General features: G+C 37.8%; 15 protein-coding genes. 6 read left to right on the top strand and 9 right to left on the bottom strand.

What is annotated here, in order from left to right:
* Positions 1–409: 409 nt before the first annotated feature.
* The 4 genes from rpoH to ftsY all read right to left on the bottom strand — a co-directional run bounded on the left by rpoH (position 410) and on the right by ftsY (position 4,483).
* On the bottom strand, positions 410–1,273 hold the full coding sequence (gene rpoH / locus B5D82_RS08475; protein WP_081150756.1) for an RNA polymerase sigma factor RpoH: 864 nt from the start codon (positions 1,271–1,273) through the stop codon (positions 410–412).
* Positions 1,274–1,555: 282 nt separating this feature from the next.
* Positions 1,556–2,530 (bottom strand): permease-like cell division protein FtsX, encoded by a 975-nt coding sequence (ftsX, locus tag B5D82_RS08470; RefSeq protein ID WP_081150754.1) that lies wholly within the window; start codon positions 2,528–2,530, stop codon positions 1,556–1,558.
* Complete coding sequence (gene ftsE / locus B5D82_RS08465) at positions 2,520–3,221, bottom strand: cell division ATP-binding protein FtsE (protein WP_081150752.1); 702 nt, start codon at positions 3,219–3,221, stop codon at positions 2,520–2,522. Before ftsE ends, ftsX begins: the two co-directional genes overlap by 11 nt.
* 8 nt (positions 3,222–3,229) lie before the next feature.
* Positions 3,230–4,483, bottom strand: a complete 1,254-nt coding sequence (ftsY, locus tag B5D82_RS08460; protein WP_081150750.1) for a signal recognition particle-docking protein FtsY — start codon at positions 4,481–4,483, stop codon at positions 3,230–3,232.
* Positions 4,484–4,659: 176 nt separating this feature from the next.
* On the opposite strand from ftsY, the gene rsmD reads away from it, so the two are divergent.
* Complete coding sequence (rsmD, locus tag B5D82_RS08455; protein ID WP_081150748.1) at positions 4,660–5,250, top strand: 16S rRNA (guanine(966)-N(2))-methyltransferase RsmD; 591 nt, start codon at positions 4,660–4,662, stop codon at positions 5,248–5,250.
* Between the two features lie 12 nt (positions 5,251–5,262).
* On the opposite strand, the gene B5D82_RS08450 is transcribed toward rsmD, so the two are convergent.
* The 5 genes from B5D82_RS08450 to B5D82_RS08430 all read right to left on the bottom strand — a co-directional run bounded on the left by B5D82_RS08450 (position 5,263) and on the right by B5D82_RS08430 (position 11,829).
* Entirely contained in the window at positions 5,263–6,855 is a 1,593-nt protein-coding gene (locus B5D82_RS08450; RefSeq protein WP_081150746.1) for a serine hydrolase, read from the bottom strand.
* Between the two features lie 83 nt (positions 6,856–6,938).
* Positions 6,939–7,901 carry an adenosylmethionine decarboxylase gene (locus B5D82_RS08445; protein WP_157673859.1) on the bottom strand — a complete coding sequence of 321 codons (963 nt, stop codon included), beginning with the start codon at positions 7,899–7,901 and terminating at the stop codon, positions 6,939–6,941.
* A gap of 105 nt (positions 7,902–8,006) precedes the next feature.
* Positions 8,007–8,621, bottom strand: a complete 615-nt coding sequence (locus B5D82_RS08440; protein ID WP_081154413.1) for a YjaG family protein — start codon at positions 8,619–8,621, stop codon at positions 8,007–8,009.
* 205 nt (positions 8,622–8,826) lie between these two features.
* Complete coding sequence (locus tag B5D82_RS08435) at positions 8,827–10,713, bottom strand: coiled-coil domain-containing protein (RefSeq protein WP_081150742.1); 1,887 nt, start codon at positions 10,711–10,713, stop codon at positions 8,827–8,829.
* A 348-nt stretch (positions 10,714–11,061) separates the two neighbouring features.
* Positions 11,062–11,829, bottom strand: a complete 768-nt coding sequence (locus tag B5D82_RS08430) for a SapC family protein (RefSeq protein WP_081150740.1) — start codon at positions 11,827–11,829, stop codon at positions 11,062–11,064.
* Positions 11,830–12,023: 194 nt separating this feature from the next.
* Between B5D82_RS08430 and B5D82_RS08425 the strand changes: the two genes are divergently transcribed.
* The 5 genes from B5D82_RS08425 to B5D82_RS08405 all read left to right on the top strand — a co-directional run bounded on the left by B5D82_RS08425 (position 12,024) and on the right by B5D82_RS08405 (position 16,042).
* The gene (locus B5D82_RS08425; RefSeq protein WP_081150738.1) at positions 12,024–12,335 is read left to right on the top strand and encodes a hypothetical protein; all 312 of its coding nucleotides are present in this window, start codon (positions 12,024–12,026) and stop codon (positions 12,333–12,335) included.
* Positions 12,336–12,457: 122 nt separating this feature from the next.
* Entirely contained in the window at positions 12,458–13,786 is a 1,329-nt protein-coding gene (locus tag B5D82_RS08420; RefSeq protein WP_081150736.1) for a sigma-54-dependent transcriptional regulator, read from the top strand.
* 47 nt (positions 13,787–13,833) lie between these two features.
* Positions 13,834–14,052: a histidine kinase gene (locus B5D82_RS08415; RefSeq protein WP_081150734.1), complete on the top strand. Its 219-nt coding sequence runs from the start codon at positions 13,834–13,836 to the stop codon at positions 14,050–14,052.
* A 69-nt stretch (positions 14,053–14,121) separates the two neighbouring features.
* Positions 14,122–15,603 carry a sensor histidine kinase gene (locus B5D82_RS08410; protein ID WP_081150732.1) on the top strand — a complete coding sequence of 494 codons (1,482 nt, stop codon included), beginning with the start codon at positions 14,122–14,124 and terminating at the stop codon, positions 15,601–15,603.
* Complete coding sequence (locus B5D82_RS08405) at positions 15,590–16,042, top strand: response regulator (protein ID WP_081150730.1); 453 nt, start codon at positions 15,590–15,592, stop codon at positions 16,040–16,042. The genes B5D82_RS08410 and B5D82_RS08405 overlap by 14 nt, the downstream gene beginning before the upstream one ends.
* The last annotated feature ends 13 nt before the right edge of the window (positions 16,043–16,055 follow it).

Below are 16,055 nucleotides of genomic sequence, written 5' to 3'. Positions count from 1 at the left end.
AGTCAGGTTTGTTATTTAATGTTGGAGAGTTGTTACCTTTACTCTAATAGTGTTAATCTAGGTAAAATCGTTACACTTAATTTACATTTAATAGGCTGTTTTATAATCACTTTTTTAATTTCACTCTATTTGATGTGATTCCAATTTCATTAATGAGCGGGTCTATTTTATACCAACACAAAACAGTCAAATATAAGGTGTTTTTCAAATAACTATGGCCATGACAATAAGCTCCTGCATTGTCTAATTAGCGGTCTCATGCAGCGATAATAATTAAATAACGCCGTAGTTGGTTGTTCTTAGCAGTTTAAATTATCAGGTAATTAATCAAATTGATATAAACCAAAATCTTGAATTTTTGCCATAAAAAAACCGGCAGAAGCCGGTTTTAAATAAGTTGTTACGAAAGCTATGTAGCCATTGCGCCTTTTAACTTGGCAAGTGCATTTTTCTCTAGCTGACGCACACGCTCTGCTGATATTTCATACTTATTTGCCAACTCTTGTAAAGTTGTTTTGTCGTCATGTAACCAACGAGTACGAATAATATCTTGGCTACGGTCATCTAGACTTACCAAAGCATTACTTAACCTTTTATTAGCGTGTTGCTCCCAATTCGAATCTTCTACTTCAGTAGCAAGATCGGATTGTTTATCTTCTAAATATTGCGCTGGAGAATATGCACTGGCACTCGCATTGTCGTCATCATCAGTTGATAATTCGAATGCTTGGTCTTGGTTACTCATACGAGACTCCATTTCCAGGACATCTTTAGTAGTAACACCTAGTGTTTCAGCAACATTACTCACTTCTTCATGACTAAACCAACCTAAACGCTTTTTATTTTTACGTAGGTTAAAAAATAATTTTCGTTGTGCTTTAGTCGTCGCAACTTTAACGATTCGCCAATTTTTAAGCACAAATTCATGAATTTCCGCTTTAATCCAGTGTACTGCAAAAGACACTAAGCGAACGCCGACTTCTGGGTTGAAGCGCTTAACCGCTTTCATTAAACCGATATTACCTTCCTGAATTAAATCAGCTTGTGGTAAACCGTAGCCCGCATAACCTTTAGCTACATGGATAACAAAACGAAGATGCGACATAATTAATTCTTGTGCCGCTTTTAAATCATTTTCAGAATATAAACGAGTCGCTAGCTCTTGCTCTTTTTCAGCTGTTAGCATTGGAATGCTATACGCTGACTGCACGTATGCTTCAATGCTGCCACTTTTAGGAACAGTTAACGCCATTGATTGCATTGATTCACTCATTTAATAACTCCTCTATCTAATCTAGCTCGTGATAATAGCATATTTACCCAAACCACCTCAAGATACACATTTAAGCGAAAAATAAAAATAATGCAGAATGGGGGGATGTAATAACCGATCATCACGACTTTAATAAAACAACATTAGCTTAGAAGACAGAGGTAAACAACACTCTCTTTCAATTTTTCTGTCAATAAATTGTTAAACTTTGTCACCGACAGTGAAATTAGTATTGATTACAAGGTGATAAAGTATAGCCATCACTTACATAAACGCTAAGAACTAATCGGCTGTTGGCTCAATAGCACGAATATGTTGCCTTACAGAAATAAAGCTACCTAATAGCCCTAAACCAACGGCTGTCGACTGTAGTATTAATAATTCATTAAATGATAAACCCGCTAAAACGAATTGGCTTTGATAAAGATCCGTTAACTGGCGCAATGCGCCAGAAAGGTAGCTGGCTAAAATTGCGACACAAATACTCGCTACAAAACCACCGAGCACCCCGTACCAAACACCAGCATATAAAAATGGTCGTTGAATAAAGCTGTCTGTCGCACCTACTAACTTCATCACTGCAATCGCATCTTTTTGATTAAGTATTGCCAGCCGAATGGTATTACCAATGATTAATACTACAGATAAACACAATAATATCGCTATACCGATAACTACGTCTTCAATTAACGCCGCCATTGCTTGTAATCGCGTTAACCATTCCAAATCAAGCTTTCCTTGGTCAACGCCACGTTCCTGCTCTAACTTAAGCAATAATTCACGTGCGGCCTGAGCTTGACTAAAGCGCTGGGTAGGCGTTACCAATAAGGTTGCCGGTAACGGGTTTTCATCTAAATATTCTAATGCCTGACCAAAGCCAGAGTTAACTTTAAATTCGGTTAACGCTTGTTCCGCAGAAATATAAACCACATTAGCCACTTCAGGGTAAAGCTGAATACGTTGTACGAGGTTTTGTGCCGCTTTGTCAGGCGTTGATAGTTGTAAAAACAAGGTGATTTCTGAGGCAGAGTCCCACTGTTCGGTAACCGTTTGAGTATTTTTTACAAACAAATGTAAAGTGGCCGGCAAGGTTAAGCTAATACCTAAAACAAGAACGGTCATCACCGACGTAAATGGCGTGCGCCATAAATCACCTAAACTACCTATCGCTTGTTGCAGGTGTCGAAGTACTCTAGCCGTAAAACGCCCAGTCCAATTTAACTGTTGTCTATTGTTGCGTGTATCATTAGCTGCCATTACGTTCACCCATTGATTGTAAGCCATCAACAATACCATCGGTGATCATATGACCTTGTTTTAAAGTCAATGTTCGATACTTCATGCGGGCTATAAGCCCTAAATCGTGGGTAGCAATCAAGACACTGACCCCCATTTCATTAAACTCTTCAAATAAACGAATGATATCCAATGATAACTTAGGATCTAAATTACCGGTGGGTTCATCAGCTAATAATATCGGCGGTTTATTAACAATTGCCCGAGCAATACCAACACGTTGCTGTTCTCCACCTGAAAGCATATTCGGAAAACACTTTAATTTACTGGTTAAATGCACTTTATCAAGCGCTGCTTCAACGCGTTTGCGGGTTTCTTTATGACTATAGCCTTCAATAATCAGCGGAAGTGCCACATTTTCAAATACGGTTCTGTCCGCTAATAAATTATGATTTTGGAAAATCATACCAATACCACGACGAACATAAGGTATTTGTGCGTACTTAATGGTAGATAATTCAGTGCCATTAATTTCAATACTACCCGTACTGGGCTTTTCCATCATACTCATGAGCTTAAGCAAAGTACTCTTACCCGCACCAGAGTGACCTGTTAAAAACGTCATTTCGCCAGGGGCAATAGTAAAACTCACTTTTTTCAGTGCTAGAAAGCCTCCTGGGTATGTTTTACTAACGTTATTAAATCGGATCATAACAAATCTTATTTTTCTTTTGCTTCGTGAGTGAACAATGCGTCAATAAAGTCATTGCCATTAAATGGTCTTAAATCATCAATGCCTTCACCAACCCCTAAATAGCGAATCGGAATAGCATGCTTATCTGCGACAGCAAAAACAACACCACCTTTTGCAGTACCATCAAGCTTGGTCAGGGTTAAACCTGTCAAACCAACGGCCTCGTTAAAAAGCTTTGTTTGGCTTAAAGCATTTTGCCCTGTGCCAGCATCAAGCGTTAACATAACTTCATGAGGAGCATTAACATCGAGCTTTTTCATCACTCGAACCACTTTTTTAAGCTCTTCCATCAAGTGACTTTTATTTTGTAATCGTCCAGCAGTATCAGCAATTAATACGTCTACACCACGAGCTTTTGCAGCACTGATAGCATCAAATATTACCGAAGCACTATCAGCACCGGTATGTTGGGCAACAACAGGAATATCATTGCGTTCACCCCAAACTTGCAATTGTTCAACGGCCGCTGCACGGAAGGTATCACCCGCCGCCAACATAACCGATTTACCTTCGGCTTGAAATTGCTTAGCTAATTTACCTATGGTCGTTGTTTTACCCACACCATTAACACCAACCATCAAAATAACAAAAGGGCCGTTATCGGATTTAATCACCAGTGGTTGACTAACGGGTTCTATAATTTTTTTCAGCTCGGCTTTCAACAATTCATATAAAGCCTCCGCATCTTTTAAGTCTCGACGCGACGCAGATTCGGTTAAAGAATCAATAATTTTCGTGGTAGTTTCTACGCCCACATCAGCGAGTAATAAATGTGTTTCGAGTTCTTCAAATAATTCTTCATCAATTTTTTTACCGCTAAATAAACTGAAAAGACCACCACCTAAATTTTGGCGGGTTTTTGATAGACCCTGCTTTAAGCGCGCAAAAAAACCGACTTTGGGCTCTGGCTCTGGCTCTGGCTCTGGCTCTGGCTCTGGCTCTGGCTCTGGCTCTGGCTCTGGCTCTGGCTCTGGCTCTGCAGGTAATTCTTCAATAACAGCACCATCAAGTGCAACCACTTCTGCTAACGGTGGTGATTTATTTTCCGCGATGTCTTCTTCTTGATGAGTTGCGTCTGCTGTTAATTCCGTTTCAGGATCAGCAGCTTGCTCAACTTCTTCAATTGCATTATCAACAACATCCTCAACAGCTGAGGCCGCGTCTTCTTGTTGCTTTTTACCCAGACCTAACCAGGAAAACATACCTTTTTTCTTTGACATAAATGTATTTACAATCTTAATGGGATGAATACGTTTACTACTAAAATCATCTGACTAGGATTCGCTCTAAGTTGAACAATTCATTAGATCAAATTGGTATTCACGAGTAAACAAGGATAAAATTGTCGATATAGTATCACCTAACCTGCCGACAAAAAACAAAAGCTGTTTAAGTTATGAGCAAAGTCAAAAAACAATCTGATAAAAACGCGCCAAAAGGGCAAATTCGCATCATCGCAGGTCAATATCGCGGTCGAAAATTACCGGTATTAATGGCCGATGGTTTACGCCCAACAACAGATCGCGTAAAAGAAACCGTCTTCAATTGGCTGATGCCCTATATTCAAGACACTATTTGCTTAGATTGCTTTGCCGGCTCTGGTGGACTAGGTTTTGAAGCGATGTCGCGCGGTGCCAGTTCTGTTACCTTAGTAGAGTTGAATAAATCTGCAGCACAGCAGCTAAAAGACAATAAGGCGCTCCTCAAAGCAGAAAGTATTCAAGTAGTTCAGAAAAATGCCTTAGATTTTTTGCAAAGTAATCAACAAAATTACTCGTTAGTTTTTATTGATCCGCCTTTTAGGAAAGGTTTAGCTCAACAAGCCGCGCAATTGCTAAGCGACAAAGGCTTAACTGACGATGCTTTGATCTATGTAGAAATGGAAACTGACCACAACCAACAAATCATGCCAAGCCATTGGCAGCTACTAAAAGAAAAAATTGCTGGACAGGTTGTCTATCGACTCTATCAAAATAGCCTCGTTTAGGAGCTAATCCTGCTATTGGGATGCAGACGTCGGCCGTAATGTTAAATCATGAAAATCAAAACTAAAATCTGTCGCCCATGACACGGCCTTCATGGTGGCAAAATTGATACTACCATCAGGATTTAAATTAAAGTTCACATAAGCATCGGCTTCTAAAGTTCGATCATGCCAGCGGACGATAAAAGTATTGTGTTGATAATGTTCTAATACGCCATGCAGCGCAGGGGTGTTAGAAAACTGCATCACTAAGTCTTCATTTACTAAGCTAATGGCGACTTCACCATACCAATGATCAACATAATTTTGCGCATAACTTGCTAACGGCAAAGAAGGTGTTGAATTTTTATCAACTTTGGCCGCCACTTTAGCCAAATGTAGCTTTTTATTGGCGATTTTTTCTTCTTGCAATAGCGCATAATGCTCAATCCAATCTTTTTCTGGTAGCTCAAGATATTCGGTCAAAATTTGTTGAGATAACGCATTAAAAGCAAAACCTGATTGTTGATTAGTTAAAATCACCATGGCTAAGTTTTCTTCTGGCACCATCACTACTTTTGACACCATGCCTAATATGCCGCCGGTATGTCGTACCACTTTTACGCCGTGATAGTCTTTAACGAACCAACCTAAAGCGTAGGCATTAAAGTGTGTTTTATCTTGCTCAGATACTTGTTGTGAAACCGGTATCAACGTACGTGCTTGCCACATTTCACGACTTTGTTGTTCGCTAAAAAGCCTTAATGCCTCATCACCATCAACGCCATACTGTCCGCGATTTAGCTGCGCTTTAAGCCATAGCGTCATATCATTAACGCTTGATGCAACCGAACCCGCAGAGGAAAACCTCTCTAAAAAGTTCCCACCAACAACGTGTAACTCCCCCTCTAATGGCACATGGGCACGTGCCACGTTTTTATTGTTTTGAGGTATTAAAGAAAATTTTGCATAAGTGTTGTTCATACCTAATGGATCAAAAATTCGAGCTTGAATCACCGCTTGCCAAGGTTGGCCAGTTAGCCTTGCAATAATCTCACCGGCAATAACATACATGAGATTATCGTATGCAAACTCACTCCGAAAACTCGACACTTGAGGTAAGTGCTTCAAGCCTTTAATCACATCTTTATTGGTGAGTGTGGTTTCAGGCCAAATCATTAAATCGCCGGCACCTAAACCTAAACCACTGTTATGCGACAGTAAATCGATTATAGTAAATTCTCGTGTTACATAAGCATCAGGGAGTTGAAACTCTGGAATAATATCAATAACTTTGGTTTGCCAGGTCAGCTTGCCCTCATCCACTAAGCCGGCAAGTAGTGCAGAGGTCATGGCTTTAGTATTTGACGCTATACCAAACAAAGTGTCTGCATTGACTTTTTCTTTACTGCCATGCTTAAGCACACCAAAGCCTTTGCTTAATAACACTTCGTTATCTTTAATAATTGCGACGGCTATGCCAGGTACTTTAAAAGCCGCCATGGCTTTATTGACAGAAATTTCAATGCGTTCAATTTTATGACTTACATTTATTTCTTGTGCGCTTACGTAATTCAGCATTGAAAAGGCGATTAAAGCAACCTTGAGTTTGATATATCCAAACTTCATTTCATTTCCTCTATTCTTTTTTGTTTTTTGTTTTTTGTTTTTATTATGGTTGAAGCATCTTATTTTTATAAATACTGAATAACCTAAAGCGCGTGTCGCTGTCCTTTAATATCGAGCAACTCAGCAGAGCTAAAAGAGGTTTGTGGCAGAATATAGTTCGCAAAACTCACTAAGCTATTATTGCTTAAATGTTGTTGGAAAAGTGACTTACTAATGTACGCTTTAGGAATGTACTGCTGTGCTAACTCACTAAATTCAAGCTCATTAAAGCTCAATAAATCAATCGACTTAGGCGCTAAAATACGCAAAAATTCTGGCGCCAGCGTAATTAAGTTAATATTGGCTTGGATACTGACATAACTGCTGTTCGCTTGCGGAGTAATATGAATAGTTAAATATTGCAGGCCTTTAATCGCATTAATGGAATAACCAAAGGGTTCAAAAACAAAATCATCCAATATAAACCCGGCTAAAAGCCGATCTAATTGTAAAAATGCCCTAATTTCATGAGGATTTAAACCGACCGTAGTGAGTTTTTCAGAGGCCTTTTGGCAAATTTGGTAAGCAATTAGCTCGTATGTTTTATCTTCTTTGCTCACCTGAAAGTTATTATCTTGATGAAAAATATAATTATGATGACCGTCTAATTCACCAAATCGAAACGCTTTACCTGCAACATATTTCCCCAACAAAGTAATATCATCGCCAAAACTACTTAACTGGGCATGAGCAAAATATTCATTTTTTCTTTGATAAGTTATCTGCTGAATTTTATTCATACCAAGTTGCTGAATAAAATATTCAACCGAGTGTACTAAGCGGGTATTGCCACAGGTGAGGATTAATAAGCGATCATGCCAAACAAATAAACTTGATTCTGACAGCAGAAATGCTTTACAGCCATCATTTTCAATCTTCGATAATATCTTTGCATTACAACATTGTACAAGTGCTTGCCAAAAGCTGTCAGCAAGGTCATCTATTAGTGAAACCTGCTTTGCATCGATGATAATTTCAGCTTTTTTTTCTGAACCTTCAAAAAACAATGAATATATCCTTGTTAAAATACAACTTATGACGAGTAAATATATCCACTACTTAACGCCAGACCGCAAAAATTACAATAACACTGGAGTAATATGTTTATGGCATTAAGCGTTAATTTCAATACCTAAATTTGATAAGCCTTCTTCTAGCACCATAGCTTTTGCCTTTACACAACTCGCTTTGTTTTCACTTGCCGTGGATAAAAAGTCAAATAGCTCATTTTGCGTGGCAATTTCCCATTGCATTAAAGGGTGTTCAGCAATTTGTTGTGGCTCAATCACTATTTCATCTTCTTCAGGCGTTATTTCGTCAATTTGCTGGGCTAAGCTCAGCTCAACATAATAGCTAACGCTGTTTTCTGACAATTTACTGACGTTAACAAAGCCATCACTTTCGGGGTCTTGCATCGCTTGAAACAATGACATCAATGCCATAGCACTATCAAGCGCAGGAAATACGCCTAAAAAGTCAAAAGCATCTGGATCAGGTACTTGCTCTTCAAGTTTAGCTATTTGTGCATCGTAATTAATTTTGCAACGATTCGCTTTATCGAGCCATTGCCAAATAAGGTCTAGTTGATTTCTCAATACCTTATAATCACCAAACTCGACATGCTCAGCGAACATTTGATAATTAGGTAACATGCGCTCAAGTAACGCCGCACAAAATGCCACCTGTTGCCATTGACTTAATTTATTTAAAGGTAGGTGAATCGCCACGTATAGTCTCATTATCAATGATAAAAAATAGAGAGGCATTATATACCCAAGTGACTTAAAGATGCGAGTTTCATAGTCTTAACGCGTTATGCTCTGGGTATATTGTAATTGAGGGTGCTATCTAACAAACAGAGACATCAATGGGCATATTTTCCCCATAGGTTTTCATTACTAGCTTATAAAACTATCCGACAAAGCTAGCCGTTTACTTGCTTATTTTAGCCAACTGCTTCTGTGCATATTCAAAGCGCAAACGGTACTCAGTTAATTTATCTTCTAGCTCATTAACTTGTTGTACAAGCTTACGATTTAGCTCAGTATTTTCATCACGAAGATACTTAATTGTTTCGCGTGCTTTGTTATATTCTACTTCTTGTTTTCCTTTACTTTCTTGATGCAAAAGCCTATTTTTCGCAGTTCTTGCTCTGTCAGCTGCTAATTCGGCTTCCACAGCTGTTAGTAACTGCTGCTTTTCATTTAAGCCATGCTCAATTTTAGCTAAATTGTCTGTCACTGTTGCATGTGCAAGCTGTAATTCAGAAAGTTTAGTAGATTCACTCTCTAATAACGCAATTTTGCTTTCAAGTTGATGAGTTAACTCTGTCGCAGTTTTATCCGCTTGTCGCTGTAATTCAAACAGCGCAGCATTGTTATCGGCTAAAGTCTTCTGATGCCCGGCCACTACTTGCTTATGATTTTCATCATTTTTTTCAATAGCTTGCTTAAATTTAAGCTGTTCATTTTCAACCTGTTGTTCAAGCCTAGTAATTTGTTCAACTTGCGCTTGGGTTGTCTGCTCTAGATTTGCTATGCTTTGTTGAGCACTTTTATGCTCAATGACAATGGTTGCCAACTCGTTTGTTAGCTCTGCAATTTTCTGTTTTTGCTGCTCGTAGTTATTATTATACTCATGTTCAGCTTGCACAAGCGCTTCTTCTAGCAAGGTTTTTTCTTCACTAAGCTTAGATGTTACTGCTTGTTCTTTTTCTACTTGTATCTCTAATGCCTTAACCGTATCAAGCACTTGTAGTTGCTGCTTGTTAACTGCTTTGAGCTCGCCTTTAACATCGCTAAGCTCATTTTCAAGGCTCTGTTTTTCACGTTCAGCATCGTGCATTTGTTTAATTATTTGCTCATTATCATCAGAAGATTGTTTTAAAATTTGCGTATTTTTTTCTTGTTCATTAAGCCACTTATCATTCATTTTCTGTTTTTGCGTTTCATACTGTTGTTGAGCAACAATGCCACTTTGCTCTATTTGTGCAATAGTTTGTTCTAATTGCTTATTTTTTGCTGTTAGGTCAGTATTTTCGTGTTCTTTGTGGGTTATGTTTTCTTGCTGCTGATCTAATAATGTTTGCTTGGCTTCAATGTCTGCTTGTAAAGCCGAAACTTTTGCATTCAATAGTCCCGCCTGCTGCTGCTCATGCGTCAACTGCTCATTACTTGATAATAATTTATGCTCTTGCTCAGCTTTTAAATACTCAAGTTCGCTCGACACTTGCTCAAATTTAAGCTGTAAATCTGAATATTGTTGATTTTGAACCGCTAAAGTTGCCGCTTTTGCCTTGTCGTTCTTGGCTAAAGCATCTTTTTCAGTTGCTAAATCTTTGAGTTGTTTAGTCGCATTTTCTGCTTCAAAACCCACTGCTTTTAATAATTGTTGTTGTTGGCTGCTTTCTTGATTAAGCGTCGCTACTTGTTTCGATAGCTGCGAATTTTCAGCAAGCTTATCTTTGAGAATTTGTTCTGAGTCGGTTAATTTTGCACTATTAAGTTTTTCTGCGTTGGAGAGATCTTCTTGCAGTTTTGCTAATTGGCTTTGCTGAGTTACTTGCTCTGCTTTTAGCGCGGCTAGCTCAGCATTATTATCGTCGAGACTTTTATTCGCTTGCGACTGTTGAGATTCATGTTGTTCTTTGAGTGCAGTAAAAAGTGGATGTGTGGTAATAATTTCAGGGGTAATTTCAATATTATCGCTGTAACTGCTCAAAAGTGCTGTGATTTTATCTTCAATTTGTAAATAAATATCACCCGCTAAATTTTGGATGTTTTCTTCAATATCACTTGGTAATTTTTTCTGAACAGTCATACGGTATATATCCCTAACCCTACATCAATTAAACAACGCCAGCCAAAATCATCCTAGCAGACGTTTAATTTATATTCATCAATTAATACCAATCGAATCAAATATTATACCAATTTGATTAATTAAGTGATCTACTTTTTCATGAGGGAAAATGGATAATGACAAGGCATAAAATTTAGTCAGTAGTTATTCTACTTATAAATTTTATAACGCCGTCATTATTAATTTTAACCATTAAAAATGCGCAGTTAATTAATCAACTTGGTATTATACAAAAAGTTATAAAATACTAAATTAAAAGCAAAAAAAAGGACCTAAAGGTCCTTTTTTCAAATATAAGTTACTAAGCTATTTTTTTTCAGCTTCAGCCGTTACAGGGGTAAAGCGAATAGCGTTAATTTTAGCAGGTGACTCACTTTGATTACGTAATTGCGCTAAGCGATTGACTTGGCCTACAGAGCCAAGCATTGCGTGAATTGGAATAAATAAACCACGCTTATGGAAATCAAGTACTTGCTCATCACTTAATGCTTGAAGTTTTTTCTCGTCAACGCTGTACAAGCCAACAAGTTTTTTCGTTTCACCCGCAGCGAAATTGACATTAAGTTCAAGTTCTAGCAATAAATCGTTATCAAGTAATTCTTTAATGAATTTTTCGTTCATTACTTCATTGTCGTATAAACGACCTAATGAATCTTGCACACCTTTAAAGAATTCTGTGTCATTACCTTCAGCGTCAAATAATTCATGGTCTTTATCTTCGCCAACAAATTTGCTGTCTAGATCAACACAAGCTGTTAATGTTTTTTCTTTTTCAGGGTCTAAGCCTAAAGAAAAAGGAGACATTGAAATACTTTGTGGTACATAAACAGCACTCCAAGAATCTTCTTTATAATATAAATTTTCACCGGCTTCTAAACCTAGCATTACAACACTACGGTAACGCTCTGTGCCTTGATCTTTAACAAGTACAATAGGATAACTTGTTGCCGCTTGAGAATACTCAGGCGCGGTAATTGGTGCAATATGTTGATTAGATACGTTAGATAAATCACGCTTAGTAGCGATTTTGATGTTCTGATGAGTTTCTTTTTTAATCGGGGTAATGTTAGCCATGAATAAGGTCTCTTTTTACTGCGTCTTTAATCGTTGTCGTTTTCGACACATGTTTTGTTGTGATAATAGTAATGGAGACGCGGATTGAAGCTTTCAATGGTATAATTAAAATTATCTTTAGAAAGTTTTAATTATTCTCAAGCTTTAAAACATAAATAATGGCTGAAAAACACTTTAAAACAAAAAGTTAAGATATGAAAATTACAAAATATTTATGCGTAGCAATAATACTTATTAGCCCAGTTATTTGGGCTTCACCAAAAACAACCGTCACCTTTGGTGAATCATCGGCTGGCTATACACGCGTAAAAATTAAAAACGAAACCTTTGAGCCCTTAGCTTGTTATGTCGCGATTGATGGCTATAAGGTAAAGTTTCAGCTCAATGTAAAGTCAACATCACGTTGGATCACCACGACAGACAAGCGCTTCAATTATCAAAATTTTAGTACTTGGTGTGACTATCTAGAAATTCACCCTAAATACAAAGCTTATCAAGCATATTAGGGACTGCTTATTTATAAAATTTAAAAAATTTTCCCGATAATAATTTAAATTAACTTTATGATATTTCGTGTTATTTGTTATTATAAAATTCGTAAATTATTAAAATTTCATAGGATGAAAAAATGCTACAAGTGCTTTTGGTTGATGACGATTCTGAATTTACAGAGGTCGCGTGCCAAATAATAGAATTTATTGGGCATGATGTCTGCGTAGCATCGAACTTAAAAGAAGCTAAAGAATGGCTTAATCAGCAAAAGTTCGACCATGTTTTACTTGATTTTATGTTACCCGACGGCAGCGGTTTACACCTGATCGATTTTTTACAACAAAACCACCTAACTCCCTATATTACCTTAATAACGGGTCACCCTTCTGTTAAAGGCATGCTTGCTGGCTTATGTGGGCCTAAAGTTAGCTATATTGTTAAGCCGCTGCAGCGCGAAGATATAGAAGCAACACTGAATAGAAAAAGTAAAAAACCAAAAATTCAAAATAGCAATATGCCAACACTGCATTTTGGTTGTCTGGTGGGTGAGTCAAAACCCATGTTAGAGCTATACACTATGATAGAACGTGTCGCTAAAACGTCTGCCAACGTTATGTTAATGGGTGAAAGTGGTGTCGGTAAAGAAGTCGTAGCTAATGCGATCCACGCATGTACTGGCACAACTGATCCTATTGTCGCCACTAACTGTGGTGCGTTATCAAAAGAGTTAATAAGTAGTGAGCTGTTTGGTCACGAAAAAGGTGCGTTTACCGGTGCTGTAGCTCGCAAAGAAGGGGTATTTGTTCGAGCCGGTAACGGAACGCTTTTTCTTGATGAAATAACCGAAATGCCGATCGACATGCAGCCGAATTTGTTACGTGTGTTAGAAAATAAACGTGTCATACCGGTTGGCGGCACACAAGAAATTGAAGTTAATTGTCGAGTAGTATCTGCCACTAACCGAACCATGTCAGAACTAGCTGAAGGTAAGGTGATTCGAGAAGATGTTTATTACCGCTTAGCGGTTTTTCCAATCAATATTCCGCCGCTAAGCGAAAGAAAAGAAGATATTCCACTGCTAGCTGAAGTGTTTTTACAACAACTTAATCAAGAAAATAATGCCTCATTTAAGTGGCAAGAAGAGCAGTTGGATATTTTGAAAAACAATAGCTGGCCAGGTAATATTAGAGAGTTGAGGCATGCCATACATAGGGCATTTATCATGAGTGATCCGACAAGCGAACACATTCAATTACCTAAGACTTTTATCTCTCCATTTGCATCAGCAGGTAATAAATCAGCAGCGGTCTCTGCCGGGCAAACTATTGAAGATCTTGAAAAAGAGCTTATTCGGGTCACACTCGATAAAGTCGATGGTAACAAAACACAAGCGGCTGAAATGTTGGGCATTAGTACTAAAACACTGTACAACAGGTTACATGCTTATGGTGACTTTACGGTTTAGGCTAGCTCTAATACATTAACTTTTATCGACAAAATTAAAATGAGGAAATGAAAGTGAATCAGAGAAAAAGCGATATTAATCAATTAATACATGATACTCGAGCACCTCTAAATAGAATATCTATGCAAGCAGAGTTGATCAAAATGGTCTTAGAAAACGATATGCCGAAGGAAAAAGCACTCGCAGCTGTTAATAAAATTATTGATGCTTGCCAAGATTGTAGTACGCGCCTACAAGATGTTACCGAATTTGCTCAACAACGATGAAAAGTATAACTACACATGCCTTGACTAAAGTACTTCTGGTGAACTTTTCTAAGCAAAAAGTGATTCGCTATGCCTATTAAAAGACTTTTTGAAAACTCTGTATTCAGTTGGGTTGTGATCACAACCATTATTATTGTCATGATAATAATCAACGGCGTTCTTGCCATGAAAACAATTGAAGACTTATCAACTACGCAAAGCAGTTTATATAATACCGGCGACGTTATTATTGAATTAGACGATTTACATAATTTAGTGTTAATGGCAGAAACCGGTCAGCGAGGATATTTACTTACCGAAATACCTGAATATTTAACTCCTTACGAAGATGCAATAAGTCGTTTAAGTGAGCAACTTATTGACACGAAAAAATTACATTCTGAAGTACCCGAGCAAGCAAAACGCATAGCTTCTTTGATTAGACTGGTAGAACAAAAGGTACATGAATTAAAAATAACCATTGAACTTGCTCTGGCCAACGAAGAAAAAAGCGCATTAAAACTTGTTATGACTGGCACCGGACGTGATTTATATAAAGAATTAAGAGCAGAACTCGAACATATAAAAATACTAGAAATCAACCACAGAAATACTTTATTTGCCATCCTATCAACAGTAGAGCGCGAGGCAAAAGTTACTTTCGCTATCTCCGGTATTACCAGTGCTTTATTGCTATTAGGCTTGGCATTTTTTGCTCGATTAAATGCAAAAAACGAAGTGAGATATCGCCAACAACTTGAGCAGCAAAACGATGTATTAGCGGAAAAAGTCGCTATGCGTACAAAAGAGCTCACGCTTTACTCTGATGAATTATCGCGCAGTAATCGTGAATTAGAAGATTTTGCTTTTGTTGCTTCACACGATTTACAAGAACCGCTACGAAAAATTCGTGCTTTTGGTGACCGGTTACAATCACAATATGCCCAGTTATTAGATGAAAAAGGTGCTGACTACATTAATAGAATGAAAAACGCAGCAGAACGGATGTCTAATCTAATTAACGACTTGCTCGAGTTTTCTCGCATTTCAACTCGTGGAAAGCCTTTTACAAACGTACAGTTACAGCCATTAATTGAAAGTACTCTTGATGATCTTGAGATCAGTATAGAAGAAAGCGATGCAAAAATTTTATTAAGTGACTTACCGACAATTAATGCGGATCCGAGTCAAATGCATCACCTATTCATTAACTTAATATCAAACGCGATCAAGTTTCGACAAGTCGACATAAAACCAATAATTAAAATAAACTATTACCAAGAACAAGCAGCCTTAGAACAGTGGCATATTATCACCGTAGCAGACAATGGCATTGGTTTTGAACAGGAGTTTGCTGACAAAATATTTGTGCCATTTCAACGACTCCATGCCAGAACAGAATATAAAGGTACGGGTATTGGCTTGGCTATTTGCAGACGTATCGTTGAGCGGCATGGTGGTAAAATTTCCGCAACAAGTATATTAGGTGAAGGAACACAATTCAGGATTGAAATTCCTGTTGAAAATGCTTTAATTAACTTAATCGGAGAGAATACTCATGCACAGCAATAAGGGCAAACCTATCACTATTTTGATGGCTGATGACGATGAAGATGATCGTATGCTAACTCAAGATGCCCTGCACGAAAGTAGAGTTCGTAACACATTATATTGCGTAGAAGACGGCGTTGAATTACTTGAGTATCTCAGACGAGAAGGTAAATTTTCAGATCCAGAGAAATCTCCAAGACCCAGCTTAATCTTACTTGATTTAAATATGCCCAGAAAGGATGGCCGGGAAGCGCTAAAAGAAATTAAAGCCGATGAGGAGTTAAAAAATATTCCTGTGGTCATCCTCACCACTTCAGGACAAGAAGAAGACAAAATCAAAGGTTATAATTTAGGTGCCGCATCATATATTACTAAGCCCGTAGATTTTGAAGGGTTAGTTGAACTGATGAAAGCATTGGGGAAATATTGGATAGAGTTTGTTGAATTACCTAATGAATAATGCAATACGGCAC

The organism is Cognaticolwellia beringensis, from assembly GCF_002076895.1.
GTDB lineage: Bacteria > Pseudomonadota > Gammaproteobacteria > Enterobacterales > Alteromonadaceae > Cognaticolwellia > Cognaticolwellia beringensis.
Note: the sequence above shows the minus strand (reverse complement) of the source record. Positions and strands in the feature narration are given on the sequence as shown.

Excerpts from the sequence above, each read along its gene's own strand:
- rpoH (WP_081150756.1), bottom strand. The coding sequence starts at position 1,273 with ATGAGTGAATCAATGCAATCAATGGCGTTAACTGTTCCTAAAAGTGGC.
- ftsX (WP_081150754.1), bottom strand. The coding sequence starts at position 2,530 with ATGGCAGCTAATGATACACGCAACAATAGACAACAGTTAAATTGGACT.
- ftsE (WP_081150752.1), bottom strand. The coding sequence starts at position 3,221 with ATGATCCGATTTAATAACGTTAGTAAAACATACCCAGGAGGCTTTCTA.
- ftsY (WP_081150750.1), bottom strand. The coding sequence starts at position 4,483 with ATGTCAAAGAAAAAAGGTATGTTTTCCTGGTTAGGTCTGGGTAAAAAG.
- rsmD (WP_081150748.1), top strand. The coding sequence starts at position 4,660 with ATGAGCAAAGTCAAAAAACAATCTGATAAAAACGCGCCAAAAGGGCAA.
- B5D82_RS08450 (WP_081150746.1), bottom strand. The coding sequence starts at position 6,855 with ATGAAGTTTGGATATATCAAACTCAAGGTTGCTTTAATCGCCTTTTCA.
- B5D82_RS08435 (WP_081150742.1), bottom strand. The coding sequence starts at position 10,713 with ATGACTGTTCAGAAAAAATTACCAAGTGATATTGAAGAAAACATCCAA.
- B5D82_RS08430 (WP_081150740.1), bottom strand. The coding sequence starts at position 11,829 with ATGGCTAACATTACCCCGATTAAAAAAGAAACTCATCAGAACATCAAA.
- B5D82_RS08425 (WP_081150738.1), top strand. The coding sequence starts at position 12,024 with ATGAAAATTACAAAATATTTATGCGTAGCAATAATACTTATTAGCCCA.
- B5D82_RS08420 (WP_081150736.1), top strand. The coding sequence starts at position 12,458 with ATGCTACAAGTGCTTTTGGTTGATGACGATTCTGAATTTACAGAGGTC.
- B5D82_RS08415 (WP_081150734.1), top strand. The coding sequence starts at position 13,834 with ATGAAAGTGAATCAGAGAAAAAGCGATATTAATCAATTAATACATGAT.
- B5D82_RS08410 (WP_081150732.1), top strand. The coding sequence starts at position 14,122 with ATGCCTATTAAAAGACTTTTTGAAAACTCTGTATTCAGTTGGGTTGTG.
- B5D82_RS08405 (WP_081150730.1), top strand. The coding sequence starts at position 15,590 with ATGCACAGCAATAAGGGCAAACCTATCACTATTTTGATGGCTGATGAC.